Origin of the sequence: Pseudomonas sp. p50(2008) (assembly GCF_015351605.1) — a bacterium.
Classification (GTDB): domain Bacteria; phylum Pseudomonadota; class Gammaproteobacteria; order Pseudomonadales; family Pseudomonadaceae; genus Aquipseudomonas.
Genome location: NZ_JACMYF010000009.1, coordinates 44,976 through 71,219, shown reverse-complemented (window position 1 = coordinate 71,219; position 26,244 = coordinate 44,976). Strand labels below are relative to the sequence as shown.

The following is a 26,244-nucleotide window of genomic DNA, read 5'->3' as shown; positions in this document are numbered from 1 at the left end:
TTTGATACCTGGGCACAGGGTAGGCACACAGGATTAAACCTCTCGATAAAGAGGTTCAATCCTGTGATGTTGCAAGAATGCAGCCAGATGATGGCATCAAGGCCTGCGCGATGAGCCTTGCATGACAAGCTTGATCAGCGGCCCCAATGTGGCACCCAGTCGAACCAGACGGGTCACGCTGCTGGTTCCGCCGCTCTTGGCGCCTTTGCCCGTCAGAAAACCCAACAGTGTTACGGCCGCCACGCCCCATAGCGGGGCGTGCTTGATGCCGAAACCACCTTGCAGGCTCTGCGTCATTCCTCTTACGCGCTGCAAAGGCTGCAGCAATTGTTGGGACTCATGACGAATTTCCTGCCGGTGCATTTCCATACGCAGGCGGATCAGGGCCTTGCGCATTTCTGTGCGCGAGTTGTTATGAGGCAGTTCAGGCAGGCTCATGGCAGCAGGCGCTCCCGATCGTTGGCCAACTCTTCAAGCGTGCCGTGGAAAGGCGAGGACTCGTCGAAAATCGCCGCTTTCAAACGCATCGCACAGAAGATTGCTGCCAAGGTATAGAACACACAAAGTCCAATGATGGCAGGCAGGCGGTACGTGTCCCAGAACAGGATCATCACTAGCGTCGACAGTCCCACCAGCAACAACAAGGCAAAAACCAGCGACAGGCCTGCGAACAGCAACAGGCTTACTGTGCGTGCTTTCTGCTCCTGCAGTTCAATGCCGAATAGCTCGACATGGCTGTGCAGCAGTCCAAGGAAAGCGGCACCGAGGCGCCGCGGTGAGGAGCTTGGGCCCGTCGCCGACGAGCCGGATTCGCCGATTGCCATATCAGCGCCGAGTGGCCAGCAGGCCAATCAGGAAACCCACGCCGGCCGCAATACCGACCGATTGCCAAGGGTTGGCCTGAACATAATCTTCCGTAGCGGTCACAGCAGCCGCACCACGCTCGCGCAGTGAATCTTCAGTCAGCTTCAAGGTTTCCCGTGCACGCAAAAGACTGTCGTGAATCTGGTCACGCAGCTCATCGGCTTGGTCACCGGCCAGGGAGGCGGTGTGTTCGAGCAACCGCTCGGTATCGTGCACCAGGGTCTGAAAATCGTTCATCAGGATTTCTTGAGCAGTCTTTGCCTTGATGCTGGCCATTGGTGATCTCCGTAAGTGGCTTCTGTTGCGTTCGAGTATGAGCCTTGCGCGAAGGTTCAGTACAAATCACTGGTACAGCTTTTGCTATGAGTTGGTGCGCCAGTCTGCGCTATCGCGCTGTTGGTGAGCATGATTGGGGCGAAACCTTATCTCAAATAACGAAAACGCGCGCAAAGGTTCCGGCCTTGTGCGCCAAAGCGGCTCTCGAGGTCCTCAATGAAGACTCGTTGAGTCGCAACTTGGTGCACGAATTGTCTGCGCGAACTGCTTTGGTGCTTTTTTAGCCTTCAGGTCTGCCAACCCATGGAAAATTTGCAAAGCGCTGTAGACGGTCTGGTTCACAGCTCCAATACGCTGTTCATTCTAATCGGCGCGGTCATGGTGCTGGCGATGCACGCCGGATTTGCCTTCCTCGAAGTTGGCACGGTTCGACAAAAGAACCAGGTCAATGCGCTAGCGAAAATCCTCAGTGACTTCGCGATTTCGACATTGGCCTACTTCTTTATAGGCTATTGGATTTCATATGGGGTGACGTTCATGCAACCGGCGGCGGTGCTTACTGCCGACCACGGGTATGGCCTGGTAAAGTTTTTCTTCCTGCTAACCTTTGCGGCGGCGATACCGGCGATTATTTCCGGCGGCATTGCCGAACGTGCCCGGTTCGTCCCGCAGCTGTGCGCGACGGCGTTGATCGTCGCGTTCATCTATCCTTTTTTCGAAGGCATGGTCTGGAACGGAAATTACGGGTTTCAGGCGTGGTTACTGGCGAGTTTCGGCGCCGGTTTCCACGACTTTGCGGGCTCGGTGGTCGTGCACGCCATGGGCGGCTGGCTGGCGCTGGCGGCCGTGTTGCTGCTTGGCCCGAGGCAAGGGCGCTATCGCGACGGACGCCTGGTGGCATTCGCACCCTCGAGCATTCCCTTTCTGGCGCTGGGCTCGTGGATTCTGATCGTTGGCTGGTTCGGGTTCAACGTCATGAGCGCGCAAACCCTGCAAGGCGTCAGCGGCCTGGTCGCGGTGAATTCGCTGATGGCCATGGTGGGCGGCACCGTGGCCGCGTTGATCGTCGGACGCAATGACCCGGGCTTTTTGCATAACGGTCCGCTGGCCGGACTTGTGGCCATCTGCGCCGGCTCCGATCTGATGCACCCGGTGGGCGCACTGATTACGGGCGCGATAGCGGGGGCAATGTTTGTCTGGTGCTTCACCGCTGCTCAAGGCAAATGGCACATCGACGATGTGCTGGGTGTATGGCCGCTGCATGGTCTGTGCGGTGTCTGGGGCGGGATTGCCTGCGGCATTTTCGGGCAGAGCGCATTGGGCGGACTGGGCGGTGTCAGCCTGATCAGCCAATTGATCGGGACCTCGCTCGGCGTGGTCGTGGCGCTGGTCGGCGGGTTTACGGTCTATGGCGTGATCAAGGCGCTTCATGGACTGCGCCTGAGCCAGGAAGAGGAGTATTACGGCGCGGATTTGTCGGTGCACAAGATTGGCGCTGTCAGTCAGGACTGATCAGGGTCGGCGGCGGATCGCAGAGCGCTTGCGCAACGGCCATTGCGCGGTAGCTTGAGCCGTCGTCTCGACTGCTTTTTATCGCGGGCCTAGAATGAACCTCTACTTTGCCGAGACTTGTAGTCATGCCTCCTGAATGTCAGCTGTTCGGCACCCTGGGTTGCCATCTCTGTGAACTGGCCGAAGAAGAACTGATGCCCTTGGTCGAGCACGGTTTGATGGTCGAGTTGGTGGATATTGCGGAAAACGAAGATTGGATCGAAGACTACGGTTTGCGTATTCCGGTCCTGCGCCGTCTTGATACCGGTGCCGAGCTCGACTGGCCATTCGATGCCGAGCAGGTCGTGGCTTTCCTGCGCTGATCTTTCCCATCCGTCGCGGTCAGTGTCTGATCCATTGGCGAATGGACGGTGATTCGGTTACTGTATGCCTGTACAGTTATTCGGATCGCCTGTCTTGCGGGACGATCCCGCGAGTCAGAGGATGAGTCATGGTCAATGTCGAACAATTGAAGAACAGCGTGAACCGAATGTCGGCGGATGTCGTGCGCGAGGCGGTCCTCGAATTGCGCCTGGACGGCCTGGTCACGGAAGGGAAAACCCCGTTCAACAAATTGCATTTCAATACGTGCTTCGCCGAAATCGAGGCATTGTTCCAGCGTGCCGGTTACCACCGGCAACTGGATGTCGTGGGGTATCAGGGATTGATGTACGCGCTTTACGATCCCGGTCGCTGGGAGGCCGTTGATGTATTGCGCTGGCTCAAGGAATTCACTGAGGCGGCAGCTCGTGCGCAGATACCTGCGTAGGGATTCTCCACTAGGTTCGTATGAGCAGCTGCTGGATAATGCCGGCCATCAGCCTCTAGAGCTTTCGTATGTCCACTTCAACTTTTTCGGCTGCGCACAGTCAGGCCAGCACACTCTACCTGCCGCCCGGGTCGTGGCTGACGGTACTCGACTGCCTGTGCGAGCACTTCAGCGCTATTGGCCGTGAACAGTGGCTGGACAGAATTGCCCGAGGTCGGGTTCTCGACGGTCAAGGTCTGCCCATCGCGCTTGACCTGCCCTACAAGGAAGGTCTGCGCATTCACTATTTTCGGGAAGTGCCGGACGAGAAACCGATTCCGGTGATCGAGTCGATTCTGTATGCAGATGAGCATCTGGTGGTCGCGGACAAACCGCACTTTCTGCCGGTGACGCCGGCGGGTGAGTACGTCGAGCAAACGTTGCTTCGGCGGTTGATCCGTCGACTGGATAACCCGCATCTCGTGCCACTGCATCGCATTGATCGCCATACGGCGGGGCTGGTGCTGTTTTCGGCGAACCCGCAGAGTCGTTCGGCTTATCAGTCACTGTTCCCGACACGTCGCATCGAAAAACGCTACGAAGCCATCGCCCGTGCCTTGCCTGACCTGACATTTCCGCTGGTGCATAAAAGCAGGCTCATTGATGGCGAGCCTTTCTTCCGCATGCAGGAGGGGCCCGGTGCCAGCAATACCGAGACGGCCGTCGACGTCAGGGAAAAGCACGGTGATCTCTGGCGATACGCGCTGTACCCGGTGACCGGCAAAAAACATCAGCTGCGGGTGCACATGACCGCATTGGGCGCGAGCATCTGCAACGACCCGTTCTATCCGCAGGTGCTTAAAGACGTCGAAGATGACTACGCCAACCCACTGAAGCTGCTGGCCCAGGGATTGCGATTCATAGACCCGATCACCGGCGAGGAACGTGATTTCGAAAGTGAAATTACCCTGCAGTGGTGAGCACTTTCCCTCATCCACGAAAAAGCCCGCATTACGCGGGCTTTTTTTGGCATCGGGTGTCACCGCAACACTTACAACTCTTTAACGGTGCGAACCTGATCCTTGTTGATGCGGGTTTCTTTACCGTCGAGTTGCTGGAACTCGTAGAAACCTGAGTCTTCATCGTATTTTGGCGCATCGACAGCCTGGATTTCGCGACCATCATTCAAGGTGATCACGGTAGGCGAGGAGCAACCAGCAAGGGTCGCTAGGCCCAGTGCGAGCATGAAAGTGGCGAGGGTCCGTTGAGTCATGAGTGTGTCTCCGATATGAATTCTTTGGTTACTGAGCTTGTAGACGTATACAACGCGTGCAAGTTCCTTGGCTAGTGTCAGTCTGACACATTGGGTTGCATGCTTAACAGTTCCGGTGTGTTGAGGTTAGCCAGGCGCGGGTCGTTATCCGGGCATTGCAGGGCCGTCGCGTCTAGCTCGCGCATAATTCGACCGGGGCTGCGTTCGCCATTGTCCCAAGCATTTTCGAAGGCATCGCGAAGCGCCACGGGAATGACGCACAGCAACGGTTCCCAATGCTCACCGTGGCGCAGCATCAAGGGTTTTTCCGGGTGCAGGCTGGCGGATTTGCGCATGTCATGAAGCAGCCGTGCATCGATGCGCGGTACGTCGCATGGCAACACGAGCAAATACGCATGGCGAGCGGCCTTCAACCCTGCGCGAATACCGGCCAAGGGCCCCGGAAAACTACCTTCATCGTCATGCACCAATTGATCGGCGTAGGGCGCGTATTTTTCCAGGTTCCTATTGCACGAGATAATCAGATCATCGCTCAGCGATCGCGTCTTGCGCTGCAGATGGGCAATCAACGGCTCGCCATGCCATTCCAGCAACCCTTTGTCCTGCCCCCCCATCCGTTGGCCGCGACCACCCGCCAGCAGGAGAATGGAGCAGGGTGGCAAATCCGAGTTCAAGGTCATGGTCGGTCTCCATGGGGGCGGCGAAAAAAGGGAGCGCTGTGATATAACACCGGGCTGTTTCTCCTACAACTGGACGAGCCTATGAAAGCCAAGGCTGATGTACCTTTCGCACCGCTCAATATCGCAGTGCTGACGGTCAGCGATACCCGTACCCTGGAAACCGATACTTCCGGCCAGGTCTTCGTTGACCGTTTGATCGCCGCCGGCCATAACCTGGCTGAGCGGGTTTTGCTCAAAGATGATCTCTACAAAATACGCGCGCAAGTCGCCACCTGGATCGCCGATGACGTGGTCCAGGTCGTGCTGATCACCGGCGGCACCGGGTTCACCGGGCGCGACAGCACCCCCGAAGCAGTGAGCTGCCTGCTCGACAAACACGTCGATGGCTTTGGCGAGCTGTTCCGGCAGATTTCGGTCGCCGACATCGGCACTTCCACTGTCCAGTCCCGTGCCCTGGCAGGTCTGGCCAATGGCACGCTGGTCTGCTGCTTGCCAGGTTCGACCAATGCCGTGCGGACCGGTTGGGATGGCATTTTGGCTGAGCAGCTGGATTCACGGCACCGCCCGTGCAACTTCGTCGCGCACCTGAAACAGGCGGCTCCCTGTGAATCCCGCGGGTAAGCCGGGCAAAGCCGGTAGCCTGATGCCAGTCGAGGTGGCGCTGGCGCGTTTGCTGGAAATGGCTGAAGCCAAGCCGATTGTCGAACGTGAGCGCTTGCCGTTGGCGCAGGTTCAGGGCCGTGTGCTGGCCGATGATCTGGTTTCGACGCTGGATTTACCGCCTTGGCCCAACAGTGCCATGGATGGTTACGCCTTGCGGGTGTCCGACTGGACCGGCGAGCCGCTGGTGGTGAGCCAGAAGGTTTTTGCAGGCAATGCACCGCAACCTTTGCAGCCAGGCACCTGTGCCAGAATCTTCACCGGTGCGCCTGTTCCCGCAGGGGCCGATTGCGTCGAGATGCAGGAGAACGCCGAGGTTCAGCCGGACGCGCGGATACGGTTTACCGAAGCCATGACGGTGGGTCAAAACATTCGGCCGCAAGGTCAGGAAACCACGGTGGGTGAACTTGTTTTACCTGCCGGCACGCGATTGGGTCCGATCGAGCAAGGCTTGGCGGCTTCACTGGGGTGCGCTGAGCTGGATGTGATTCGCAAAGTTCGCGTTGCAGTGCTGTCCACTGGCGATGAATTGATTGAGCCAGGTCAGGCGCTGGGTCCCGGTCAAATCTACAACAGCAATCGAGTGTTGCTCTGCAGCTGGTTGCAGCGGTTGGGATGTGAGGTGATCGACGCCGGTATTCTTCCCGATGACCTTGCGACGACTCGTCTTCGCCTGGGCGAATTGAATGATGTCGACCTGATTCTCTCCACCGGCGGTGTCTCGGTAGGGGAAGCTGATTTTCTCGGGATCGCGCTGCGAGAAGAGGGCGAGTTGACGTTGTGGAAACTCGCCATCAAGCCTGGGAAGCCGCTGACATTCGGACATTTTCGAGGCGTACCGGTGATTGGATTGCCGGGCAATCCGGCATCGACCCTGGTCACCTTTGCCTTGCTGGCAAGGCCGTATCTATTGCGCCGTCAGGGCGTGCAGGACGTCGAGCCCTTGAAGTTTCAGGTGCCGGCGGGGTTTGCGTGGCCTCAGGCTGGCAATCGTCGCGAGTACTTGCGCGGGCGTCTGGTGAATGGCCGGGCAATCATCTACAAGAATCAGAGTTCCGGTGTGCTGCGCAGCGCAGCGTGGGCGGACGGTCTGGTTGAAGTCCTGGAAGGTCGCACGCTGGCCGAAGGTGAGTCTGTAGGCTTTATCCCGCTGAGCGAAGTACTGGGCTGATAGCTGATGTACGCCCAAGGCAAACCCGGTCGATTGGCCGGGTTTTGCGTTTGAGGGCTGCCCGCTATCGAGCCAGCAGCGCTACGATCTGCTCGAAACGACTGTTGGCGATCCAGGCCAGCACGCCGAGAACCACAACGGCTCCACCAGCTGTATAGGCGAGCCGGTGTTTGATGGTCTTGACGTTCTGACGGATGACGTCCATGTCTCGGCGCATGCCTTCGAGTTGGGCCTGCAGATCAACGGTGCGAGGTTCCATGTTTTACTTCTCCTTTTACGGCGGGCAACAGAAGGCGCCAAGTTGTACCAACGATCCTCAGTGGTCAATTGAGCCGATTCCTCACGTTTTGTAAGAAAAAACCCCGTCCTGTAGGACGCGAGCCCGCCCTCCGTTAAATAATTCGAATCCTTGCGGCTTTTTTACGCGCTACCGAGGTCACAACTGCCATACGGAATTCATTCCTGGGAGAGAACGCGATGAGCGAACGCAAGGCGCTGTTGATTCTGCATGGCAAGCAAGCGCTCAACGAAGAGGTTCGTGCGGCGGTTGAAAGCAAACGCCAGCAGGGCTGGGAGTTGGCCGTTCGGGTGACCTGGGAGGCCGGTGATGCGCAACGGCTGGTGGATGAAGGGCTGACGGCGGGTTATCAGCAGATCATCGCCGGAGGAGGGGATGGCACGTTGCGCGATATCGCCGAAGCCATGGCTGCACATTCGACGGAGGCCAGCCTGGTGCTGATGCCTTTGGGCACCGCCAATGATTTTGCTCGTGCCGCCGGCGTACCTCTGGAACCCGATCAAGCGCTGGACCTTCTGGATGCTCCGGCGAGAGCCATTGACCTGGGCGAGGTCGGCGGACAGGTGTTCCTGAACATGGCCACTGGCGGCTTCGGCAGCCAGGTCACCGCAAACACCTCTGAGGACCTGAAAAAAGTCCTCGGTGGCGCGGCTTATCTGTTCACCGGCTTGTCACGCTTCAGTGAACTGCATGCGGCCTACGGCGAGTTGCAGGGGCCGGATTTTCATTGGCAGGGCGAGTTACTGGCCTTGGGTATCGGCAACGGCCGACAGGCAGGCGGCGGGCATGTCCTGTGCCCTGATGCGCTGGCCGATGATGGCTTGCTGGATATCAGTATCTTGCCTGCACCTCAGGAACTGGTTGGCACCTTGAAAAACCTGCTGGCTGATGGCTTTGGTATCGACAACATGTTTGTGCGAGCCCGCCTGCCCTGGGTCGAGATCAAAGTCGCGGAAGGTCTTTACATCAATCTGGATGGCGAACCGCTGGAAGGCGATAGTCTGCGCTTCTCGGCGCGAGCGGGGGCGCTGCGGGTGCATCTACCCGAGCACTCTCCGCTGTTGAGTGCTCCAGGCATCGCTAATCATCCAGACTGATGATCTGCTCGCGCACCGCAAACAGCACCAGTCCGGCTACGTCGTAGATTTGCAGGCGTTTCATGATCTGCGAGCGGTGGGTCTCGATGGTCTTGATGCTCAGGCCGAGGCCGTTGGCGATTTCACGGGTGGATTTCCCCCGGACAATCAACCGCAGTATTTCAAGCTGACGTGCCGTCAGGTTGTGCGTGACGACAGGTTGCGCCTGACTTGTCCGGGAGCTGATCAATGCCTGGTTGATGACCGTGTGCGCGATCGCCGGGCTCAGGTAGCGCTCGTTGTTGCGCAGGGCCTCCAGCGCATGTTCGAGTTCGGTGGCGGTGGTGTCTTTGAGCAGGTAGCCATGGGCGCCAGACTCCAGTGCCTGCATGATGAGTGCCGGGTCGGTGTGCATGGAGAGGATCAATACTTTGCTCTGGGGGCGCACGCGCTTGAGGCGTTGCAAGGCCTCCAGACCGTCGGTTTCCTTCATGGAGATATCCAGCAGGACAATGTCTGGCGTCAGTTGCTCGACCATCTCGAGCAATTGCGATCCGTCATTGGCTTCACCGACCACTGCATAACCGGGAATATCCAGCACCAGCGCGCGCACGCCAGCCCTGATGAGCGAGTGGTCATCCACCAGAAGTAAGTTACAAGTCAACGCATAACCTTATGGGTACTGGCCCGTTCAAGTGCTCGAGGGGCCCAAGGGAAAAGTGCTTCGATCCGGGTGCCGTTGCCCGGCTTGCTGATCACTGCCAATGTGCCGCCCAACTGTTCGATCCGCTCCGACATTCCAGCCATTCCGCGTTGACCTTCACGCCCCGGATCCGTCGAGGGTGCAAACCCCGCTCCGTCGTCGCTGATCAGCAGCGTCAAACCCTGCGGTAAGCGTTGCAGGCTGACCAGCAGATTTTTCGCTTGGGCATGGCGCAGGATGTTTGTCACCGCTTCCTGAGTAATTCGAAAGACGGCGACGGCGGTTTCCTCAGGTATGCCGATGAGCCTTTGACGGCACTCCAGGCTCCAGTTAACTGAGGTGTTGGCCAGCGTCTTGAGCAGATGGGCACGCAGACTGGCTTCCAGCCCAAGGCTCGCCAGTTGCCTGGGATTCAGGATGGCCGAAACGTCGCGAACCTTCACCAGGGTTTCTTCCAGCGTGTCGCAGAGTACCGAGCAATGCGCAGCGAGTTCTTCGGGCATCCGGCGTTTGAGCCAGTCGCTTTGAAGCTTTGCCGCCGTCAGCAACTGGCCGATATCGTCGTGCAGTTCGCGACTGAGCCGATGACGTTCGTTTTCCTGAACCTCCAGCAACCGGTCGGCCAGTTCCTGCGGTTGAAACTTGATGAGCGAACTTGAAAGGTGATGCTGTACCGCTAACCCGATCAATGCCGCAGCATTCAGTATCAGCAGGCCCAGCGGAAAAGGCATGGATGAGCAGTAAATCACCAGGCTGCCAAGCGTCGAACAGGCACACAGCAGCAGCGTAAGCCGGCGTACGGTCACGGGGACGGGTGGCCACTGGGTGATTGACTTGAGGTTGGCGTACATAGAGATGGAGCCAATGGATGTTCGCTGCGGGAAGATCGTCTGGTGCTATGACGGATCTCGGTATGGAAACAGGGTGCCATTAATTGACGTCAATTAACGGTCGGCATAATACCACTGAAGATACCGTCGGTCGCGCGGGGTAGTTGGCTTTAAACATTGGGTAAACATGTTTATTCGAGGGGCTCTTTCTGTAGAAGAACTCTCTGGCAGGAACACATTGATTCAAGATGTCGTGAACAGGTATGAAATTTCAATGACGACATCGCGCACTTCAAAATCAACGCTGAGCGTGACGGTTAAAACTACCTGACACCGCATAAAAAACAGGCGATCGATCAAGCCTGCGCTTTCAAAGGGGGGACGAGGGTAAACGGGAAAGAGGTGGGCATCGGCTGAAACTGACTGTGCCCGACTTGAAACGCAAACGTTTCTATCAGTGATATCTGTTCGCTGTCATCCAGGCTGAGCTGGCCCGTCTTCTGGTCGATAAGCTCGAGCTGCCAGGCAATCAGCGTCAGGCAGTCTTTCAGCGCAGCCAAGGCCTCGTCATGCAATTGCATGTGGTTTTGCGCGTGGTTGAGCAGTTCGTGAATATGCAGAGAAAACTCTGAAATGGCTGCCAGAGCGATTGCATCTGCCTTGCTGGCCAGCTTGAGCAGGGTGCTGAGCATGCAATCGATGGCGTCCCTGTCATTGCTGATCAGTTGCAGATGACTGAGGCACTCCTCGGTTTTGGCCAAGAGCAATTGAGCCTCGACGAGGAATTCCGGAAACCGTTGCGCCCACTCTTTATGGTCGATTTGCATGCTGGCTCCACAACGTCATGTCAAAAGAGGAAATGCCGTGCGTATCGACATGCGCGTAAGTGTCCCAGCCCGTCCAGGCGTATGCCGGATAACTCGAACGGCTGGATGGCCACTGACCTGCGATCGCACACAAAAGCCTGACTCCGTTCATGCAATGAGAATGGCGTCACATTAATAGCTATCGGATATGGCGAATATCAGGTTAGGCCTGATTGTGGGTAAGGGAATCCCTTACACAGGGGAACCTGGCGAGCGAAAAGTTGTCGCGCTGCGAGGGAGTAGAGCAGATGAAGTCGCGTCATCAGTAGAGCATGATGTTAATGTGACATCAATGCTGGAGAGTGGCATTTTGCAATAGGGTCAAGGTCTGCTTTAAACAGCCGATAACCCTCTTTAGTGAATTCACAGAACAAGCTCAGGAGTCATTGATGGCCGGCATTCTCGACACGGTAGACCAACGCACGCAACTAGTGGGTGAGAACCGCCTGGAAATCCTCATGTTCCGACTGGCCGGGCGCCAGTTGTTTGCGATCAACGTGTTCAAGGTTCAGGAAGTCTTGCAGTTACCGAAACTGACCCTGATGCCCCAGCGCCATCCTTTTGTCTGTGGCGTGGTCAACCTGCGTGGGCAAACCTTGCCGGTGATCGACCTGTCCCAGGCCATTGGCATGCGTCCGTTGGTGCCAAGCCCTACCAGCACCATCATTGTCACTGAGTACAATCGCTCGGTGCAGGCGTTTCTTGTCGGCGGTGTGGACCGCATCGTCAACATGAACTGGGAAGCCATCCTGCCGCCGCCGACCAGTGCCGGCCGCCAGCACTATCTGACGGCTATCAGCAAGGTCGACGATCAGTTGGTGGAAATCATCGACGTTGAAAAGGTCCTGGCGGAAATCGTCCCGTACAACGCCAAAGTGTCTCGTGAAAAACTCGAAGACCCGGTGCTCGAACGCGCCCGTGGCCGTGAAGTATTGCTGGTGGATGACTCCAACGTGGCCCTGTCGCAATTGCGCGACACGCTAGGTCAGTTGGGCGTGAAAATGCACATCGCCAGCGACGGTTTGAAAGCGCTGAACATGCTTAAGGCCTGGGCTGACACCGGGGTGAACATGACGGACAAGCTGCTGATGATTTTTACCGATGCGGAAATGCCGGAAATGGACGGGTATCGCCTGACCACCGAGATCCGCAACGACCCGCGCCTGCGAGGCCTGTACGTGGTGATGCACACCTCGTTGTCCGGCAGCTTCAACGACTCGATGGTCAAGAAGGTCGGTTGCGACAACTTCCTTTCCAAGTTCCAGCCGGACAAGCTCGTGGACGTGGTGCGCCAGCGGTTGATGCGCGATGAAGTTCCGGCCTGACCCGATCAACCCTCAAGCAAGCCTTTGATTCGGCGATGAAGCTCGTATAGGGTGGCGCTTTGCCTACCAGGAAGCTGGCTATGCTGCATCTGAGCGCGCTCTATCGTTATCCGTTGAAGTCCGGCAAGGGCGAGACCCTGCAACAGGTCAATCTCGACAAACTGGGTGTGGACGGCGACCGACGCTGGATGCTCGTGGACGAAGCCAGCGGACGCTTTCTGTCCCAACGCGCGGTGGCCAAAATGAGCCAGTTGTCCGCGTTGTGGAATACCGAAGGTGGCTTGACCCTGAGTGCTCCGGGTTACAACCCCATCGATATCGCGCTGCCTGACGACCGTGCGCCATTGCGTGGCGTGACCCTCTGGCGCGACACGCTGCGCGTACCGGATGCGGGGGATGAGGCGGGCGCGTGGGTCAGTGAGTTCGTGGGTAAACCCAGTCGCCTGGTGCAGGTCCCGCTGGAGCGTGCCAGGACCACGTCGGCCGGCTACGGCAAAGACGACGATCAAGTGGCCTTCGCCGATGGCTTCCCGCTGTTGCTGATCGGACAGGCATCCCTGGACGACTTGTCGCATCGAGTGGGCCGTCCGCTGGAAATGCTGCGCTTCCGGCCAAACCTGGTGATCGAGGGCGCCGAAGCCTATGCCGAAGACGGTTGGAAGCGCATCCGCATCGGCGACGTTGAATTTCGTGTCGTCAAACCCTGTGCACGTTGCATTTTGACCACCATCGATCCGCAGACCGGTGAGCGCAGCGAAGACCGCGAACCGTTGGCCATGTTGCAGAAGTACCGTGCTGAAGCCGACGGTGCGATGTTCGGCCAGAACCTGGTCAACGACAGCAATGGCCGGCTTGAAGTCGGGATGTCGGTGACCATCCTCGAGTAACCCTACCCGGAATGAAAAATGCCCGCATCGAAGGATGCGGGCATTTTTTTATCGCTGTGAAAACCCGTGGTTTTAGCCGCGGTATTCGCACAGGTAAGCCGTGTCGACAGCCACTTTCAGCTGAAACTTGCTGTTGGCGGGTACGTTGAACTGGCTGCCGGCGGCGAAGGTTTCCCAGTCGGTGCTGTCAGGCAGTTTGACGGTCAGGGCGCCGGTCACCACGTGCATGATTTCCCGCTGGCTGGTGCCGAATTCGTATTCGCCCGGAGCCATGACGCCGATGGTCGCTGGACCTTCTGCAGTGCCAAAGGCGATCGACTTGACGGTGCCGTCGAAGTACTCGTTGACTTTAAACATGGGCGATTCCTCGAAAAGGGCTTAAAAGGGCCGGCCAGTATGCACAAGGCCCTCGGCGCCGTCACCTCTCTAGGCGGGGAGAATCAGCGGCAGCAAGCGCGCCGTATTGCGCGCATCTTCCAGCGCCCGGTGTTGTTGCCCGGTGAACTGCATGCCGGCCAGTTGCAGGGCACCATTGAGGCCCAACGGCCTTTCCAGTCGACGCACCTTGGCAAAGCGCTGCTTGAGGTTCATGTGCGGTACGCGGCTCAGCAGGCTGTCGAGTTGCAAGCGTTGCCATTCCTGCAGCAGCTGTTTGCGATCGTAATCCCCCCAACTGGCCCAGCCTTCCAGGCGTTCATGATGCTGGCCCAGCCAGCGTTCGAACGCCGCCCAGACTTCGCTTAGCGGTTGCGCAACATCGATATTGGCTTGAGTGATGTGCGTCAGCTCACGACAAAACGGCGTCAGCAAGGGTCGACGCAAAGGCCGCACGAAGCGCTGGAAGTGATCCAGCTCTCGGCCTTTACGGTCCACCAGCGTGGCGCCTATTTCGATGATTTCCATTTCTGTTACTGGCCAACCACCCTCGTCGGTGGTGGCTTCAAGATCAATGACCAGCCAATGGGGCATCGCAGGGTTCCTGGTATCCGCGTCTTGATAGGGCTTGAGCGTAGCCAAACCCGGCGGATCCGCCTAGCGGCTTATTCGACCTCGAGCAAAATCTGTCGATTTTTCACTTGATCGCCCACGCTGACTTGCAAGCGTTTGAGCACGCCATCGATCCCGGACTTGAGTGGATGCTCCATCTTCATGGCCTCGAGCACCACCAGCAGCTGGCCTTTGACGACGGTGCTGCCCTCACTGACCAGCACATCGACAATGGCGCCATCCATCGGCGCCTTGAGGGTGCCGCTGCTGACGCTGACCTGAGCACTGACCAGCGCTTGCGTACGATCGACCAGTCGCAGGCTGCCAGGCCCCGTGAACAGCCACAGTTCTCCAGCGTCGAGACGGTAGACATGCCGGCGCCGGATGCCATCGATTTCCAGGATGGCAGTGCGCCCGTCGCACTCAATGACCTTCAGATTCAGCGTTTGAGCAGCGATTTGAATCCGGTACGGCTCACCCGGCACGGCGTTCAATTCAACGACCCACTCCTGCTCACCCAGGCCGATGCGATAGTGCAGGGGGACGCTGGCGTTGTTGCGCCAACCCGGCAGGGAAGACGAATGTACCTTCGCAGAGCCGTGATAAAACAGCGCGGCCGCGATAGCCAATTGTTCATTGGTCGGTATCTGCGCCTGCAGGCAGGCATGGTCGGTGAACCAGGTCTGGATAAATCCGGTACTGAAATCGCCACTGACAAACGCGGGGTGCTCGAGCAAGCCTTCGAGCAAACGCTGATTGCTGTGCAGGCCCAGCAAAACGCTGTCTTGCACCGCCCTGAGCAACTTGCGCCGCGCCTCTTCCCGTGTGGCGCCGTGGGCGATGATCTTGCCGAGCATCGGGTCATAAAACGGGCTGATGATTTGGCCTTCGACCAGACCATGGTCGATCCGCACACCCGCCTGCAACGCCGGCTCCCACGCGGTGACACGGCCGGTTTGCGGCAGAAAGCCCTGCGCCGGATCTTCAGCGTACAAACGCACTTCCATGGCATGGCCGTTGAGTTGCACGTGCTCCTGGCGAAGCGGCAGCGGCAACCCCTCGGCGACCCTCAACTGCCAGGCCACCAGGTCAAGGCCAGTGATCAGTTCGGTCACGGGATGTTCGACTTGCAGCCGTGTGTTCATCTCCAGAAAGTAGAACTGCCCCCGCGCATCCAGCAGGAACTCCACGGTGCCGGCACCGACGTAATTCACCGCACGACCGGCCTTGAGCGCCGCCTCGCCCATGGCCTGGCGCAGTTCGGCCGTCATCACCGGGCAGGGCGCTTCCTCAATAACCTTCTGATGCCGGCGCTGAATCGAACAGTCGCGCTCGCCGAGGTAAATCAGGTTGCCGTGCTGGTCGCCGAACAGCTGCACCTCGACATGGCGTGGGTCTATCAAAGCTTGTTCGAGGATCAACTCGTCGCTGCCGAAACCGTTCAACGCCTCGGAGCGTGCAGTGCGGATCTGTTCCAGCAAGTCGTTTTCGTCGTGTACCAGACGCATGCCGCGCCCGCCACCGCCGGCACTGGCCTTGATCATCAGCGGATAGCCGATCGATTGCGCCTCGCGGCTCAGGGTGGCGTCGTCCTGTGCAGCGCCCTGATAGCCTTTGATGCACGGCACACCCGCGTCGATCATGGCGATTTTCGACAGGCGCTTGCTGCCCATCAGTTCGATGGCTTCGGGGCTGGGGCCGATGAAGGTGAGACCGGCGTCCTGGCAGGCGAGGGCGAACCCGGCGTTTTCCGAGAGAAAACCGTAGCCGGGATGCACCGCGTCGGCACCTGTGCGCCGCGCAGCTTCGATGATGGCTGGAATGTTCAGATAGGATTGCTGCACCGGCGCCGGGCCAATGTTGACGGCCTCATCGGCCATCTGCACATGCAGGGCGTCGGCGTCGGCATCGCTGAAGACGGCGACGGTGCGGTAGCCCAGGGCCTGGGCGGTGCGCTGGATGCGACAGGCGATTTCACCGCGGTTGGCGATCAGGATTTTTTTGAGCGCGGGCATGTGGGTTTCCCTTTTGTTTTTCGGTGAATTCGAGGGCCTCATCGCGGGCAAGCCCGGCTCCCACAGGTTCAGTGCTGTTCACAAAACTTCATTGCCACTCAAACCTGTGGGGGTAATGCAGAGCCTGTGGGGGCAATACAGGACCTGTGGGAGCCGGGCTTGCCCGCGATGCTCTTAGGGTGCCCACCCTGGTTTACGCTTTTGCACAAAAGCCATCGTCCCCTCGATGCCCTCACGCCCGGTCACCGCTTCGCTGAACCACTGCGCCGCGTCATCGAGCAAGGTATCTGAAGGTTGCCCGGCACTCGCCAGCAGGAGTTGTTTGGTGCGTGCATTCGCCTCCGGCGCGCAACACAGCACATGCGCCAGCACCTCGTCGAGGCGCTCGGCCAAGGCTTGGGCGTCATGTTCGACGAAATGCACCAGACCGATACGCCGCGCATGGGTGCCGTCGAAACGCGCTGCTGTCAGCGCGAGGTGTCGTGCCTGGGTCAGGCCGATGCGCTGGACCACGAAGGGGGCAATCTGCGCCGGCAGCACACCGAGGCTGGTTTCCGGCAAGCCGAACTGCGCCTGATGATCGGCCAATGCGACATCGCTGACGCAGGCCAGGCCCAGGCCACCGCCCAGCACTGCACCTTGCAGCACGGTAATCACCACTTGCGGGGCGTGTTGCACCTCTTGCAGCAGTGCGCCGAATGCCCGGTTCAGATCGCGAAAACCTGCCGCGCCCTGAGCCCGGGCGCCGGCCATGTCCTTGATGTCGCCACCGGCGCAAAAATGCCCGTCGGCGCCGCCGATCACCAATGCACGGATGTGTCGGTCATCGCGCACGGCCGCCAGCACCGCGCGCAAATCTGCAACCATCTGCAAGCTCATGGCATTGCGGCTTTCCGGGCGATTGAGGGTGATGTGCAGCACGCCGTTATGCGGTTCAAGCAGCAACGTCTGGCAATCCGGCAAGGTACTCATTTCTTTTTCCCCGGCAGAATGCCCATGAGTTTGCAGATGATCCCCAGCATGATTTCGTCGGCGCCGCCGCCGATCGACACCAGACGCACATCGCGATACGCCCGGGCCACCGGGTTGTCCCACATGAAGCCCATGCCGCCCCAGTATTGCAGGCAACTGTCACTGACTTCGCGTCCCAGGCGCCCGGCCTTGAGTTTGGCCATGGACGCCAGGCGAGTGACGTCCTGCCCTTTGATGTATTGCTCGGTCGCCTGATAGACCAGTGCCCGCAGGCATTCGATTTCGGTTTGCAGCTCGGCCAGGCGGAAGTGAATCACCTGATTGTCGATGAGCGCATTGCCGAAGGTCTTGCGCTCCTTGCAGTACTCGATGGTGCTGTCGATGCAGTATTCCAGGCCCTTGATCATGTTGGCCGCGCCGAACAACCGCTCCTCCTGGAACTGCAGCATCTGCATCATGAAGCCCGCGCCTTCGTGGCCGATGCGGTTGCGTTGCGGCACGCGCACGTTGTCGAAAAACACCTGGGCGGTTTCCGAACTGCGCATGCCGAGCTTGTCCAGGTGCGAACTGAGGCTGATCCCCGGCGTGTTCATCGGCACCATGATCAGCGACTTGTTGATGTGCGGCTTGTCGTCCGAGGTGTTGGCCAGCAGGCAGATGAAATCGGCACTCGGCGAGTTGGTGATCCACATTTTGCTGCCGTTGATCACGTAGTCGTCACCGTCCTTGCGCGCAGTGGTTTTCAGGCCGGCGACATCGGAACCGGCGCCGACTTCGGACACCCCGATACAGCCGACCTGTTCGCCGGTGATCGCCGGGCGCAAAAACTCCTCGCGCAAATCATCGGAGCCGAACCGCGCGAGTGCGGGCGTGCACATGTCGGTCTGCACGCCGATGGACATCGGAATGCCGCCGCAATGAATGGTGCCGAACTCTTCTGCCGCAACAATGGAGTAGCTGTAATCGAGGCCCATGCCACCGAATTTTTCCGGTTTGGAAATCCCCAGCAGACCGAGATCCCCGGCCTTGCGAAAGATCTCGTGAATCGGAAAGCGCCCGGCTTTTTCCCATTCTTCGACGTGAGGATTGATCTCGTGATCGACAAACTGGCGGACCGTGCGGCGCAGTGCTTCGTGTTCCTGGGTGAAGATCATTTTTATTGTTCTCCGTTGATCGCTCTTAGAAGCGGGCTACACCAAAACTGTTGGCTTGCAGCGGCCGCACTTCGGCCTCGTGACAGATGTCCAGCAAGTAACCGAGCAAGGTCCGGGTGTCACGCGGGTCAATCAGACCGTCGTCCCACAGGCTGGCGCTGCCATAGAGTGCAGTGGACTGGCTGTCGAGCTTTTGCGCGGTGACCGTTTCCAGCATGTCGAGCATTTTCGGGTCGGGCACCAATCCGTCTTTGGCCTGCTTGGCTTCAGTCACGATGCGCAATACCTTGCCAGCCTGGGCGCCGCCCATCACCGCCGTGCGGCTGTTGGGCCAGGCGAAGATGAAACGGGGATCGAGACCACGGCCGCACATCGCATAGTTACCGGCACCGTACGAGCCGCCGACGACGATGGTCAGTTTAGGCACACGCGCGTTGGCCACTGCCTGGATCATTTTGGCTCCGTGTTTGATGACCCCTTGCTGTTCCGATTCCGTCCCGACCATGAACCCGGTGGTGTTGTGGAAAAACAGCAGCGGTGTCTGGCTCTGGTCGCACAGCTGGATGAACTGCGCGGCCTTGCTCGCACCTTTAGGCGTGATCGGGCCGTTGTTGCCGATGAATCCGCAGGCGCGCCCCTGGATGTGCAGGTGACCGCAAATGGTTTGCTGATCGAACTCGCCCTTGAACTCGAGGAAGTTCGACGCGTCGGCAATCCGCGCGATGATTTCGCGCACATCGTAGGGTTTCTTCGGATCGTCCGGGATCAGCCCTAGCAACTCATCGATGGGGTAGAGCGGTTCGTCGTACTGCCGGGACTGGGCGAGCGGCAGTCGCGCATTCCACGGCAACAGACCGACAATCTCACGGACCTGACGCACGCCATCCGCATCGTTTTCGGCCAGGTACTCCGCGGTGCCGGCGATTTGCGCGTGCATCTCGGCGCCTCCCAGTGCTTCGTCGGTGGCGATTTCGCCGGTTGCGGCCTTCAACAGCGGCGGTCCGGCGAGAAACAGTTTGGCCTTGCCGCGCACCACCACCACGTAATCCGACAGCCCAGGCTGATAGGCACCGCCGGCGGTGGCGGAACCGTGCACGACGGTAATTTGCGGCAGCCCCATGGCCGACATGCGCGCCTGATTGGCGAAGCTGCGCGCGCCCTCGACAAAAATCTCCGCTGCGTAATTCAGGTTGGCGCCACCGCTCTCGGCAAGGGTGATCACCGGCAGTTTGTTTTCCATCGCGATCTGTTGCAGGCGCAGGGATTTTTTCAACCCGCTGGGGGAAATGGTCCCGCCCTTGATCGCGCTGTTGTTCGCCACCACCAGCACCCGCACGCCCGAGACGTAGCCGATCCCTGCTATCAAGCCGCCACCGGCTGAACTGCCATCCTTGTCATCATGCAGCTTGTAGCCGGCCAGGCACGCCAGTTCAAGGAACGGTGCGCCGGGATCGAGCAATAGGTTGAGTCGTTCCCGAGGCAATAATTGCCCGCGCTTGTCGAACTTGGGTTTGGCCTCGGCAGCCTTGTTCAGCAGGTTCTGTTCGAGCTGGCGCACATGCTCGATGCCCACCAGCATGGCTGCGCGGTTCCGGGCGAACGGTTCGCTGAACGGGTCCACCTGCGACTGGATGACCGGCATGGTTTATTCCTTGTCCTTGGGGGCGTCTGGCTGCAGTACATCGGGTAAGTACGCCCGATGAAAGCCGTTATAGGACTCGCTGTTCTGCGCCTTGTGAATCGGCCAGGCCCGACCGCCCAGACTCGCCGCACCGTCGATGCGCAGCGTGCTGCCGCTGATAAACGCCGCCGCGGGGCTGAGCAAAAAGACGATGGCCGCGCTGACTTCCGATTCGGTGCCGATGCGTTTGAGCGGTACGTGTTCGCGCAAGGTCGGGATGACGGCCTTGAACGCGCCTTCGTAGGTGTCCATGCCGCTCGACGCGATCCAGCCCGGCGCCACCGCATTCACCCGCACGCCGGCATAGCCCCATTCGAAAGCGGCGGTCTTGGTCAGGTTGTCCATGCCCGAACGTGCGGCGCCCGAGTGGCCCATGCCGGGCATGCCGCCCCACATGTCCGCGAGCATGTTGACGATCGCGCCGCCATGCTTGCTCATGGATTGATTGAACACTTCCCGGGCCATCAGGAAACCACCCACCAGGTTGGTGCGCATCACGGTTTCGAAACCCTTCTGATTGATCGAAGCGAGTGCGGAGGGAAATTGTCCCCCCGCATTGTTGACCAGGCCATGGATAGGCCCGTGCTCTCGGATCAACTCGCTGACCAGGTGCTTGACCGTTTCTTCCTCGCGTATGTCGCACACGGCCCAGTCAGCCTTGCCGCCGTCTTCGACGATTTCGGCGGCAACCTGTTTGAGCTTGTCGACTTTGCGCCCGACCAGCAGCACATGGGCGCCAAGGGCCGCGAGTTCGTGAGCGGTGCAGCGTCCGATACCGCTACCGCCGCCGGTGACGATAATGGTTTGACCCGCAAACAGATCGGTTTTGAATATCGAATCGTAGGCCACGGTGGCGGTCCTCTAGTTGACCTGGTCAGCGATGCTTTGCGGCACCGGAATCTGGATGTCCAACAGTTGCTGAGCGAATGCTTTGCCTTGTGGATCGATGCGCAAGCTGGCCACGCCACCGCCGCCCAAGGCATTTTCCAGGAGAAAATTAAGGCTGTGAGTGGCCGGCAGATACCAGCGCTCGACACGTCCGTGGACCGGGTCGAGGACATGGCTCATCCAGTCCACGATTACTTCCGGCGTCAGTGCTTCGGCGATCCACGGCAGGTACTCCGGCGCGCGGGCCATGACCCCGATATTGCTGTGATTGCCCTTGTCACCGGAGCGCGCAACCGCCAGCTTCACCAGCGCCACACTGGCGTCAGCGAGGCCGGCAGGTTTGGGCGGGTCGAGGGGTACAGGCAAATCATCGGTGTCGAGGACATCGCTGTCGGGCAGGGTGCAGGGGTGGCGTTTTCCGGCCAGGTCGATGGCCAGGGTGCAGGCGGTTTTATCGATCAGAAACGAAAACAGCCGGATCACCGGATACACCGTTGGCCGACCGCCGACGATCCCGGTCAACCCGGGCGCCATGCCGGTAGCGGCCTGGGCGATTTCCCGGGAGAACACGATCAGCGCCTGTTTGTTCGGGTGGCGCACCGCGAGTTTGATCACCACCTCGCGACTGTCCTGACGCTGGCCATGAGGACCGTAAGTGGCTTCGCTGCCGAGCAGCTCGATGTTCACTTCGCTATACGGCGCCCAACCGCGCTGGAGGAAAATCTCCGCCGTCTTGTTGATGATCGCGTCGCTGACACGGCGGGCTTTGTCGACCGCATCAATGCCGGCGATCAGGCAACTGGCGGTGCAACGGAAACCGTCCGGGTAGGTCGCGCTGACCTTGTAGTGATCGGTTGGGGGCAAGCCTTTGGCGCCGTGGACCTGCACCGTGTTTTTGCCCTGCTGCACCAGTTTGACCTGAGTAAAATCGCAGACCACGTCGGGCAACAGATAGGCCTGCGGGTCGCCGATTTCATAAAGCATTTGTTCACCCACGCTCAGCGGGGTGACGAGGCCGCCGGAGCCTTCGGGTTTGCTCACGGTGAACTGGCTGTCAGCGCTGACTTCGACGATGGGAAAACCGATGTGTTCGTAGTCGGGTACTTCACGCCAATCGGTGAAGTTGCCGCCGGTGCACTGCGCGCCGCATTCAATGAGGTGACCCGCCAGTGCGGCTTGGGCGAGTTTGTCGTAATCGTGCCAGGACCAGCCGAATTCATGCACCAGCGCAGCGCTGACCACGGCGCTATCGACCACGCGTCCGGTGATCACGATGTCCGCGCCCAACCGCAAGGCCTCGACGATGCCCGGTGCGCCGAGGTAGGCATTGGTCGAGACGCACATCGCTGGCAGCGGAGCGTCGGTGAACATTTCACGCAAACCCTGAGTGCTCAGCTGTTTGAACTGTGGCTGCAAGTCATCGCCCAGCAGCACGGCGATCTTCAATGCCACGCCCGCCTTGTCGCAGGCCGCTTGCAGGGCGGCGGCGCAGGCTTGCGGGTTGATTCCGCCAGCATTGCTGATGACGCGGATTTTTTGCTCGGCGAGCTGTGGGAGGAGCGGGCTGAGCACTTCAATAAAGTCGCTGGCGTACCCGGCCTGCGGGTCTTTCATCCGCGCGCCGGCCATGATCGACAAAGTTATTTCGGCCAGATAATCGAACACCAGGTAGTCCAGGCGTCCTCCCTCCACCAACTGAGCAGCGGCAGTCGACGTGTCACCCCAGAACGCGCTGGCGCATCCGATGCGAATGGTTTCAGGCACAGTCTTCTCCATAGTCACCTCCGACAGCAGTGGTTCGAGACTACCAAGCAAGCGCTTGGTTTGTAAATGCCTCGATTTACTTCTTCCCAAGCGCTTGCTTGGTTGTCATCGCCAGCTTAAATTGCCCGCGCAACCCCGCTGTTTTAGTGGCGATGGGCGTATTTGATTGAACGACTGTAGGAGAGAACGGGTGGACGAGCAAAAAGCCCTCAAGGTCATGCGCGAATTGGTCGACAACGGCCAGTTGACCGACCCGGACAGCGCCCGCGGCAAACTGCTGCAAGTGGCGGCTCACCTGTTTCGCAACAAAGGTTATGAGCGCACCACGGTGCGTGATCTGGCGGGCGCCGTGGGCATTCAGTCCGGCAGCATTTTTCATCACTTCAAAAGCAAGGACGAAATCCTGCGTGCGGTGATGGAAGAGACCATTCGCTACAACACTGCGCTGATGCGCGCGGCACTGGCCGAGTCCGACAGTGTGCGCGAGCGGGTGCTGGCGCTGATCCGATGCGAATTGCAGTCGATCATGGGCGGCAGCGGCGAGGCCATGGCGGTGCTGGTGTATGAATGGCGCTCGTTGTCCGAAGAAGGCCAGGCGCAAGTTCTGGCGTTGCGCGATATTTATGAAGACCTCTGGCTGCAAGTATTGGGCGAGGCCAAAGACGCCGGATTCATTCGCGGCGATGTGTTCATTACCCGCCGGTTCCTGACGGGTGCGCTGTCATGGACCACCACTTGGTTCCGTGCCGGTGGCAGCATGAGCCTTGATCAATTAGCCGATGAGGCGTTGATTCTGGTGCTGGAAGAGAAACAATAGTGCTATTTGGCCAGTAGGAAACTGGCTAAGTGGGTGAAACCGCCTAGTTTGAATGCATTGATGTGTCATTTTCGGGAGTAGGTTGTTTGATGTGCTCGCCAATTCAGACGGCCTCGCGATTTTCACTGGCGGCGCTCGCGGCGTTATTGCTCGCTGTGTCATGGACAGTGCCGTCCCAGGCTGGACAGCTGGTGCGCGTCGGCGCTGCGCATTTTCCTCCTTATACCGTGCGTCCCGAAATGGGCGCCGACACCGGCCTGTTACCGCAATTGATCGAGGCACTCAACGCTTCGCAAACCGATTACCAGTTTGCGTTGGTGCCAACCTCGATTCCCCGACGCTTCGGTGACTTCAAGCAAGGTCGGGTCGACATGGCTATTTTCGAAAACCCCGATTGGGGCTGGAAGGACATTCCCCACGTCACCGTCGATATGGGGCTGGAAGATGCCGAGATTTTTGTCGCGCAACGCCAGCCCGACCGACCACAGGACTATTTCTCCGACCTCACCGATAAACGTCTGGCGGTGTTCAGCGGCTATCACTACGAGTTCGCCAACTTCAATGCCGACCCGAAATTGCTGGCGCAGAACTACAACGCGACGCTGACCTATTCCCATGACAGCAACTTGCTGATGGTCCTGCGGGGCCGCGCAGACATCGCACTGGTGACACGTTCGTACCTGAGTGATTACCTGTTACGCAACGACAAAGTCGTCAATCAATTATTGGTGTCCGACCGCGTCGATCAGGTCTATCACCACTACGCGATCCTGCGGCCCTCTGCGCCCATCAGTGGCGAAGCCTTTGGCAAGTTGCTGCAAGGTTTGCGCGATAACGGCGCGATGCTGAGGATTTTTTCGCCCTACAAAATCGCCGTGGTGCCGGTGCCTGGCAACTGAATTGCGCCATGAGTCGTGAATTCGCGACTTCTCTTAAATTTCCCTGGCCGGCTCACGTCACCTCGTTGAACTGTCGACGATTATCGTGAGCGCTCCCATGCCAATTCTGAATGACCTGATCGCCCTGGCCTTACCGTCAGGCAGCCATCTTGTAGCGGATGAAACCGAAAACCGATTGGTCCTCAGCCTGGCGGGACAGCCGTTGATCCATCTGCGCCTGAATCCAAAGCCCGCGGTACAGGTACAGGTCGAGGCAGGCTTCAAACGCCCAGACACCGACGCGATCTGGGCCGCCTGTTATTGGTTGTTTGCCCGCGACCCTGCTTGCCAGCGCCTGACCTGGTTGCTCGATGACGTGCCCAATGAGGCGTTGCTCAGCGGCTTGCTGATCACCACCGACGTACCCGGTGATTACCGCTGCGAGCGCGCGCTGTTTTGGCAACTGCCCCAGCCGTGGCTGACGCAAGCGCGGGTCCACAGTTTTCCCCGGCAGATGATCATCAGCGCCGGCAAGCGCCACCCGTTGCGCGCGGTGAATCCTCAAGGTGAGGTGTATCGCCGTTTCGATGCGCGACTGGGCGCCTGGATCTCGTTACGCACTGTCGACATTGACCACGATCTGGAGCGCTTCAATCGCTGGCAGAACAGTGCGCGGGTGGCGAGCTTCTGGCAGGAGGAGGGCAGCCTCGAACAGCATCGCGAATACCTGACCAAACTCGAATCCGACCCGCACACGCTGACGTTGATCGGTTGTTTCGATGATCAGCCATTTGCCTATTTTGAAGCCTACTGGGCCAAGGAAGATCGCATCGCGCCGTTCTATGACGCCGCCGATTACGACCGGGGTATCCACATGCTGGTCGGTGAAGAAACACACCGTGGCCCACACAAGGTGGCGAGCTGGTTATCGGCGCTGACGCACTACCTGTTTCTCGATGATCCACGCACCCAGCGAGTAGTCGCCGAGCCGCGTGCGGATAACGCAAAGATGATCGAGTACCTGCAGGGGCAGCGTTTTTACTGCGAGAAAGAGTTCGACTTTCCGCATAAGCGCGCCGCGTTGATGGTGTTGGGGCGGGAGCGGTTTTTTGAGCGGTGTGAGCTGGTTTGAGGTGTGAGGCTCGGGATCTTTATTGAACTTGAGGCCGCCATCGCGAGCAGGCTCACTCCCACCTTGGATCTGTTGTGAACACGAAATCCGTGAACACCGCAGATTTAATGCAGGAGTGAGCCTGCTCGCGATAGGGGCGACGCAAATTTGCAGGTTTCAGCGACGAGCAAACGTGTCCGCACGATTCCCCGACACCTTGCGGCAGTGCACGAGCGCATCGCGAATCATGAAGTTCACCAGCGTCGGCGAGACGCCCAGTTCCTTGGCGATGTCTTTTTGCGGCACACCGTGCAAGCGGTACATCTCGAACGCGTAACGGGTGCGGGTCGGCAGCTCCGTCAGCGCATCGGCGATGTTTTCCAGGGTCGAGAAATTGATGTGCGAGGTTTCCGGCGAAGCACCTTGAATCACCACGTTCAACCCTTCCTCTTCAGGGCCGGAATACTTCTGCTCCAACGCCTGCTTGCGGTAGTGATCGATCGCCAGGTTGCGCACGATCTGGAACAAGTAACTGAGCTGCGCCTTGAAGGACGATGTGATCTGCGGTGCGGATTGCAGCCTGAAGAACGCATCCTGCACCACGTCTTCAGCACGGGACCGGCAACCGGTAATGCGCGCTGCAATCTTGACCAGAATCAGTCGATTGTCGACGAATGCCTGAAGTAACGGTGAGTCGCACCTGCTTGTGGATACTTGTTCCGTCATGGAAAACACCCTGCTGCAAAGAGGTTAGTGGGGCGGCGCGAAA

30 protein-coding genes are annotated in these 26,244 nt (G+C 59.1%); 12 read left to right on the top strand and 18 right to left on the bottom strand.

Features of this window, described 5'->3' with window-relative positions; all coding sequences use genetic code 11:
* Positions 1–96: 96 nt before the first annotated feature.
* Genes H7698_RS23825 through H7698_RS23815 form a run of 3 tightly spaced genes read right to left on the bottom strand, consistent with a single transcriptional unit; the run spans position 97 to position 1,140 of the window.
* A complete protein-coding gene (locus H7698_RS23825; RefSeq protein WP_162436336.1) occupies positions 97–438 on the bottom strand; it encodes a hypothetical protein in 342 nt (113 codons plus the stop codon).
* A complete protein-coding gene (locus H7698_RS23820) occupies positions 435–824 on the bottom strand; it encodes a phage holin family protein (RefSeq protein WP_162436335.1) in 390 nt (129 codons plus the stop codon). The genes H7698_RS23825 and H7698_RS23820 overlap by 4 nt, the downstream gene beginning before the upstream one ends.
* 1 nt (position 825) lies before the next feature.
* Entirely contained in the window at positions 826–1,140 is a 315-nt protein-coding gene (locus H7698_RS23815; protein ID WP_162436334.1) for a DUF883 family protein, read from the bottom strand.
* A gap of 303 nt (positions 1,141–1,443) precedes the next feature.
* Between H7698_RS23815 and H7698_RS23810 the strand changes: the two genes are divergently transcribed.
* From H7698_RS23810 to H7698_RS23795, 4 genes are all read left to right on the top strand, one after another.
* The gene (locus H7698_RS23810; RefSeq protein WP_194692963.1) at positions 1,444–2,652 is read left to right on the top strand and encodes an ammonium transporter; all 1,209 of its coding nucleotides are present in this window, start codon (positions 1,444–1,446) and stop codon (positions 2,650–2,652) included.
* A 125-nt stretch (positions 2,653–2,777) separates the two neighbouring features.
* A complete protein-coding gene (locus tag H7698_RS23805; protein ID WP_162436332.1) occupies positions 2,778–3,014 on the top strand; it encodes a glutaredoxin family protein in 237 nt (78 codons plus the stop codon).
* A 128-nt stretch (positions 3,015–3,142) separates the two neighbouring features.
* Entirely contained in the window at positions 3,143–3,460 is a 318-nt protein-coding gene (locus H7698_RS23800; protein ID WP_162436331.1) for a transcriptional regulator, read from the top strand.
* Between the two features lie 68 nt (positions 3,461–3,528).
* The gene (locus tag H7698_RS23795) at positions 3,529–4,419 is read left to right on the top strand and encodes a pseudouridine synthase (RefSeq protein ID WP_194692962.1); all 891 of its coding nucleotides are present in this window, start codon (positions 3,529–3,531) and stop codon (positions 4,417–4,419) included.
* 71 nt (positions 4,420–4,490) lie between these two features.
* On the opposite strand, the gene H7698_RS23790 is transcribed toward H7698_RS23795, so the two are convergent.
* Both H7698_RS23790 and mobA read right to left on the bottom strand, forming a co-directional pair.
* On the bottom strand, positions 4,491–4,712 hold the full coding sequence (locus tag H7698_RS23790; protein WP_045058103.1) for a YgdI/YgdR family lipoprotein: 222 nt from the start codon (positions 4,710–4,712) through the stop codon (positions 4,491–4,493).
* 77 nt (positions 4,713–4,789) lie between these two features.
* A complete protein-coding gene (mobA, locus tag H7698_RS23785; RefSeq protein WP_194692961.1) occupies positions 4,790–5,392 on the bottom strand; it encodes a molybdenum cofactor guanylyltransferase MobA in 603 nt (200 codons plus the stop codon).
* Between the two features lie 81 nt (positions 5,393–5,473).
* On the opposite strand from mobA, the gene moaB reads away from it, so the two are divergent.
* Both moaB and H7698_RS23775 read left to right on the top strand, forming a co-directional pair.
* On the top strand, positions 5,474–6,013 hold the full coding sequence (gene moaB / locus H7698_RS23780; protein WP_162436328.1) for a molybdenum cofactor biosynthesis protein B: 540 nt from the start codon (positions 5,474–5,476) through the stop codon (positions 6,011–6,013).
* Positions 6,014–6,035: 22 nt separating this feature from the next.
* Positions 6,036–7,223, top strand: coding sequence for a molybdopterin molybdotransferase MoeA (locus tag H7698_RS23775; RefSeq protein ID WP_208525843.1), 1,188 nt, complete (start codon positions 6,036–6,038; stop codon positions 7,221–7,223).
* 64 nt (positions 7,224–7,287) lie between these two features.
* Here the strand turns inward: H7698_RS23775 and H7698_RS23770 are convergent, their stop codons facing one another.
* Positions 7,288–7,482 carry a hypothetical protein gene (locus H7698_RS23770; protein WP_162436326.1) on the bottom strand — a complete coding sequence of 65 codons (195 nt, stop codon included), beginning with the start codon at positions 7,480–7,482 and terminating at the stop codon, positions 7,288–7,290.
* Positions 7,483–7,700: 218 nt separating this feature from the next.
* On the opposite strand from H7698_RS23770, the gene yegS reads away from it, so the two are divergent.
* Positions 7,701–8,618: a lipid kinase YegS gene (gene yegS / locus H7698_RS23765; protein WP_194692959.1), complete on the top strand. Its 918-nt coding sequence runs from the start codon at positions 7,701–7,703 to the stop codon at positions 8,616–8,618.
* On the opposite strand, the gene H7698_RS23760 is transcribed toward yegS, so the two are convergent.
* The 3 genes from H7698_RS23760 to H7698_RS23750 all read right to left on the bottom strand — a co-directional run bounded on the left by H7698_RS23760 (position 8,602) and on the right by H7698_RS23750 (position 10,957).
* Positions 8,602–9,261: a response regulator transcription factor gene (locus tag H7698_RS23760; RefSeq protein WP_194692958.1), complete on the bottom strand. Its 660-nt coding sequence runs from the start codon at positions 9,259–9,261 to the stop codon at positions 8,602–8,604. The two genes, yegS and H7698_RS23760, sit on opposite strands and share 17 nt — an antisense overlap.
* Positions 9,258–10,151, bottom strand: coding sequence for a sensor histidine kinase (locus tag H7698_RS23755; protein ID WP_194692957.1), 894 nt, complete (start codon positions 10,149–10,151; stop codon positions 9,258–9,260). The genes H7698_RS23760 and H7698_RS23755 overlap by 4 nt, the downstream gene beginning before the upstream one ends.
* Before the next feature lie 335 nt (positions 10,152–10,486).
* Complete coding sequence (locus H7698_RS23750; protein WP_162436322.1) at positions 10,487–10,957, bottom strand: hypothetical protein; 471 nt, start codon at positions 10,955–10,957, stop codon at positions 10,487–10,489.
* A 428-nt stretch (positions 10,958–11,385) separates the two neighbouring features.
* Here H7698_RS23750 and H7698_RS23745 point away from each other — a divergent pair, with 428 nt between their 5' ends.
* A complete protein-coding gene (locus tag H7698_RS23745) occupies positions 11,386–12,321 on the top strand; it encodes a chemotaxis protein CheV (RefSeq protein ID WP_194692956.1) in 936 nt (311 codons plus the stop codon).
* 80 nt (positions 12,322–12,401) lie between these two features.
* Entirely contained in the window at positions 12,402–13,208 is an 807-nt protein-coding gene (locus H7698_RS23740) for an MOSC domain-containing protein (RefSeq protein WP_194692955.1), read from the top strand.
* Between the two features lie 72 nt (positions 13,209–13,280).
* Here the strand turns inward: H7698_RS23740 and ppnP are convergent, their stop codons facing one another.
* The 8 genes from ppnP to H7698_RS23700 all read right to left on the bottom strand — a co-directional run bounded on the left by ppnP (position 13,281) and on the right by H7698_RS23700 (position 22,669).
* Positions 13,281–13,565: a pyrimidine/purine nucleoside phosphorylase gene (gene ppnP, locus H7698_RS23735; protein WP_010461229.1), complete on the bottom strand. Its 285-nt coding sequence runs from the start codon at positions 13,563–13,565 to the stop codon at positions 13,281–13,283.
* 69 nt (positions 13,566–13,634) lie between these two features.
* On the bottom strand, positions 13,635–14,177 hold the full coding sequence (locus H7698_RS23730) for an exonuclease domain-containing protein (RefSeq protein WP_162436319.1): 543 nt from the start codon (positions 14,175–14,177) through the stop codon (positions 13,635–13,637).
* 71 nt (positions 14,178–14,248) lie between these two features.
* Positions 14,249–16,210 carry an acetyl/propionyl/methylcrotonyl-CoA carboxylase subunit alpha gene (locus H7698_RS23725; protein ID WP_194692954.1) on the bottom strand — a complete coding sequence of 654 codons (1,962 nt, stop codon included), beginning with the start codon at positions 16,208–16,210 and terminating at the stop codon, positions 14,249–14,251.
* A 174-nt stretch (positions 16,211–16,384) separates the two neighbouring features.
* Positions 16,385–17,182: an enoyl-CoA hydratase/isomerase family protein gene (locus H7698_RS23720; protein WP_162436317.1), complete on the bottom strand. Its 798-nt coding sequence runs from the start codon at positions 17,180–17,182 to the stop codon at positions 16,385–16,387.
* On the bottom strand, positions 17,179–18,336 hold the full coding sequence (atuD, locus tag H7698_RS23715; protein ID WP_162436316.1) for a citronellyl-CoA dehydrogenase: 1,158 nt from the start codon (positions 18,334–18,336) through the stop codon (positions 17,179–17,181). Before atuD ends, H7698_RS23720 begins: the two co-directional genes overlap by 4 nt.
* A 25-nt stretch (positions 18,337–18,361) precedes the next feature.
* Entirely contained in the window at positions 18,362–19,978 is a 1,617-nt protein-coding gene (gene atuC, locus H7698_RS23710) for a geranyl-CoA carboxylase subunit beta (protein WP_194692953.1), read from the bottom strand.
* Positions 19,979–19,981: 3 nt separating this feature from the next.
* On the bottom strand, positions 19,982–20,866 hold the full coding sequence (locus H7698_RS23705) for an SDR family oxidoreductase (protein WP_194692952.1): 885 nt from the start codon (positions 20,864–20,866) through the stop codon (positions 19,982–19,984).
* Positions 20,867–20,878: 12 nt separating this feature from the next.
* The gene (locus H7698_RS23700) at positions 20,879–22,669 is read right to left on the bottom strand and encodes an acyclic terpene utilization AtuA family protein (RefSeq protein ID WP_194692951.1); all 1,791 of its coding nucleotides are present in this window, start codon (positions 22,667–22,669) and stop codon (positions 20,879–20,881) included.
* A gap of 190 nt (positions 22,670–22,859) precedes the next feature.
* Between H7698_RS23700 and H7698_RS23695 the strand changes: the two genes are divergently transcribed.
* From H7698_RS23695 to H7698_RS23685, 3 genes are all read left to right on the top strand, one after another.
* A complete protein-coding gene (locus H7698_RS23695) occupies positions 22,860–23,486 on the top strand; it encodes a TetR/AcrR family transcriptional regulator (RefSeq protein WP_194692950.1) in 627 nt (208 codons plus the stop codon).
* Positions 23,487–23,575: 89 nt separating this feature from the next.
* Entirely contained in the window at positions 23,576–24,385 is an 810-nt protein-coding gene (locus tag H7698_RS23690) for a substrate-binding periplasmic protein (RefSeq protein WP_194692949.1), read from the top strand.
* A 97-nt stretch (positions 24,386–24,482) separates the two neighbouring features.
* On the top strand, positions 24,483–25,496 hold the full coding sequence (locus tag H7698_RS23685) for a GNAT family N-acetyltransferase (protein WP_194692948.1): 1,014 nt from the start codon (positions 24,483–24,485) through the stop codon (positions 25,494–25,496).
* 156 nt (positions 25,497–25,652) lie between these two features.
* Here the strand turns inward: H7698_RS23685 and H7698_RS23680 are convergent, their stop codons facing one another.
* Positions 25,653–26,201: an RNA polymerase factor sigma-70 gene (locus tag H7698_RS23680; protein ID WP_162436311.1), complete on the bottom strand. Its 549-nt coding sequence runs from the start codon at positions 26,199–26,201 to the stop codon at positions 25,653–25,655.
* Positions 26,202–26,244: the final 43 nt, after the last annotated feature.

Excerpts from the sequence above, each read along its gene's own strand:
- atuC (WP_194692953.1), bottom strand. The coding sequence starts at position 19,978 with ATGCCGGTCATCCAGTCGCAGGTGGACCCGTTCAGCGAACCGTTCGCC.
- H7698_RS23800 (WP_162436331.1), top strand. The coding sequence starts at position 3,143 with ATGGTCAATGTCGAACAATTGAAGAACAGCGTGAACCGAATGTCGGCG.
- H7698_RS23805 (WP_162436332.1), top strand. The coding sequence starts at position 2,778 with ATGCCTCCTGAATGTCAGCTGTTCGGCACCCTGGGTTGCCATCTCTGT.
- H7698_RS23720 (WP_162436317.1), bottom strand. The coding sequence starts at position 17,182 with ATGAGTACCTTGCCGGATTGCCAGACGTTGCTGCTTGAACCGCATAAC.
- H7698_RS23725 (WP_194692954.1), bottom strand. The coding sequence starts at position 16,210 with ATGCCCGCGCTCAAAAAAATCCTGATCGCCAACCGCGGTGAAATCGCC.
- H7698_RS23825 (WP_162436336.1), bottom strand. The coding sequence starts at position 438 with ATGAGCCTGCCTGAACTGCCTCATAACAACTCGCGCACAGAAATGCGC.
- atuD (WP_162436316.1), bottom strand. The coding sequence starts at position 18,336 with ATGATCTTCACCCAGGAACACGAAGCACTGCGCCGCACGGTCCGCCAG.
- yegS (WP_194692959.1), top strand. The coding sequence starts at position 7,701 with ATGAGCGAACGCAAGGCGCTGTTGATTCTGCATGGCAAGCAAGCGCTC.
- H7698_RS23790 (WP_045058103.1), bottom strand. The coding sequence starts at position 4,712 with ATGACTCAACGGACCCTCGCCACTTTCATGCTCGCACTGGGCCTAGCG.
- H7698_RS23730 (WP_162436319.1), bottom strand. The coding sequence starts at position 14,177 with ATGCCCCATTGGCTGGTCATTGATCTTGAAGCCACCACCGACGAGGGT.
- H7698_RS23820 (WP_162436335.1), bottom strand. The coding sequence starts at position 824 with ATGGCAATCGGCGAATCCGGCTCGTCGGCGACGGGCCCAAGCTCCTCA.
- ppnP (WP_010461229.1), bottom strand. The coding sequence starts at position 13,565 with ATGTTTAAAGTCAACGAGTACTTCGACGGCACCGTCAAGTCGATCGCC.
- H7698_RS23680 (WP_162436311.1), bottom strand. The coding sequence starts at position 26,201 with ATGACGGAACAAGTATCCACAAGCAGGTGCGACTCACCGTTACTTCAG.
- H7698_RS23745 (WP_194692956.1), top strand. The coding sequence starts at position 11,386 with ATGGCCGGCATTCTCGACACGGTAGACCAACGCACGCAACTAGTGGGT.
- H7698_RS23685 (WP_194692948.1), top strand. The coding sequence starts at position 24,483 with ATGCCAATTCTGAATGACCTGATCGCCCTGGCCTTACCGTCAGGCAGC.
- H7698_RS23750 (WP_162436322.1), bottom strand. The coding sequence starts at position 10,957 with ATGCAAATCGACCATAAAGAGTGGGCGCAACGGTTTCCGGAATTCCTC.
- H7698_RS23755 (WP_194692957.1), bottom strand. The coding sequence starts at position 10,151 with ATGTACGCCAACCTCAAGTCAATCACCCAGTGGCCACCCGTCCCCGTG.
- H7698_RS23690 (WP_194692949.1), top strand. The coding sequence starts at position 23,576 with ATGTGCTCGCCAATTCAGACGGCCTCGCGATTTTCACTGGCGGCGCTC.
- H7698_RS23740 (WP_194692955.1), top strand. The coding sequence starts at position 12,402 with ATGCTGCATCTGAGCGCGCTCTATCGTTATCCGTTGAAGTCCGGCAAG.
- mobA (WP_194692961.1), bottom strand. The coding sequence starts at position 5,392 with ATGACCTTGAACTCGGATTTGCCACCCTGCTCCATTCTCCTGCTGGCG.
- H7698_RS23810 (WP_194692963.1), top strand. The coding sequence starts at position 1,444 with ATGGAAAATTTGCAAAGCGCTGTAGACGGTCTGGTTCACAGCTCCAAT.
- H7698_RS23815 (WP_162436334.1), bottom strand. The coding sequence starts at position 1,140 with ATGGCCAGCATCAAGGCAAAGACTGCTCAAGAAATCCTGATGAACGAT.
- H7698_RS23775 (WP_208525843.1), top strand. The coding sequence starts at position 6,036 with ATGCCAGTCGAGGTGGCGCTGGCGCGTTTGCTGGAAATGGCTGAAGCC.
- moaB (WP_162436328.1), top strand. The coding sequence starts at position 5,474 with ATGAAAGCCAAGGCTGATGTACCTTTCGCACCGCTCAATATCGCAGTG.
- H7698_RS23770 (WP_162436326.1), bottom strand. The coding sequence starts at position 7,482 with ATGGAACCTCGCACCGTTGATCTGCAGGCCCAACTCGAAGGCATGCGC.
- H7698_RS23795 (WP_194692962.1), top strand. The coding sequence starts at position 3,529 with ATGTCCACTTCAACTTTTTCGGCTGCGCACAGTCAGGCCAGCACACTC.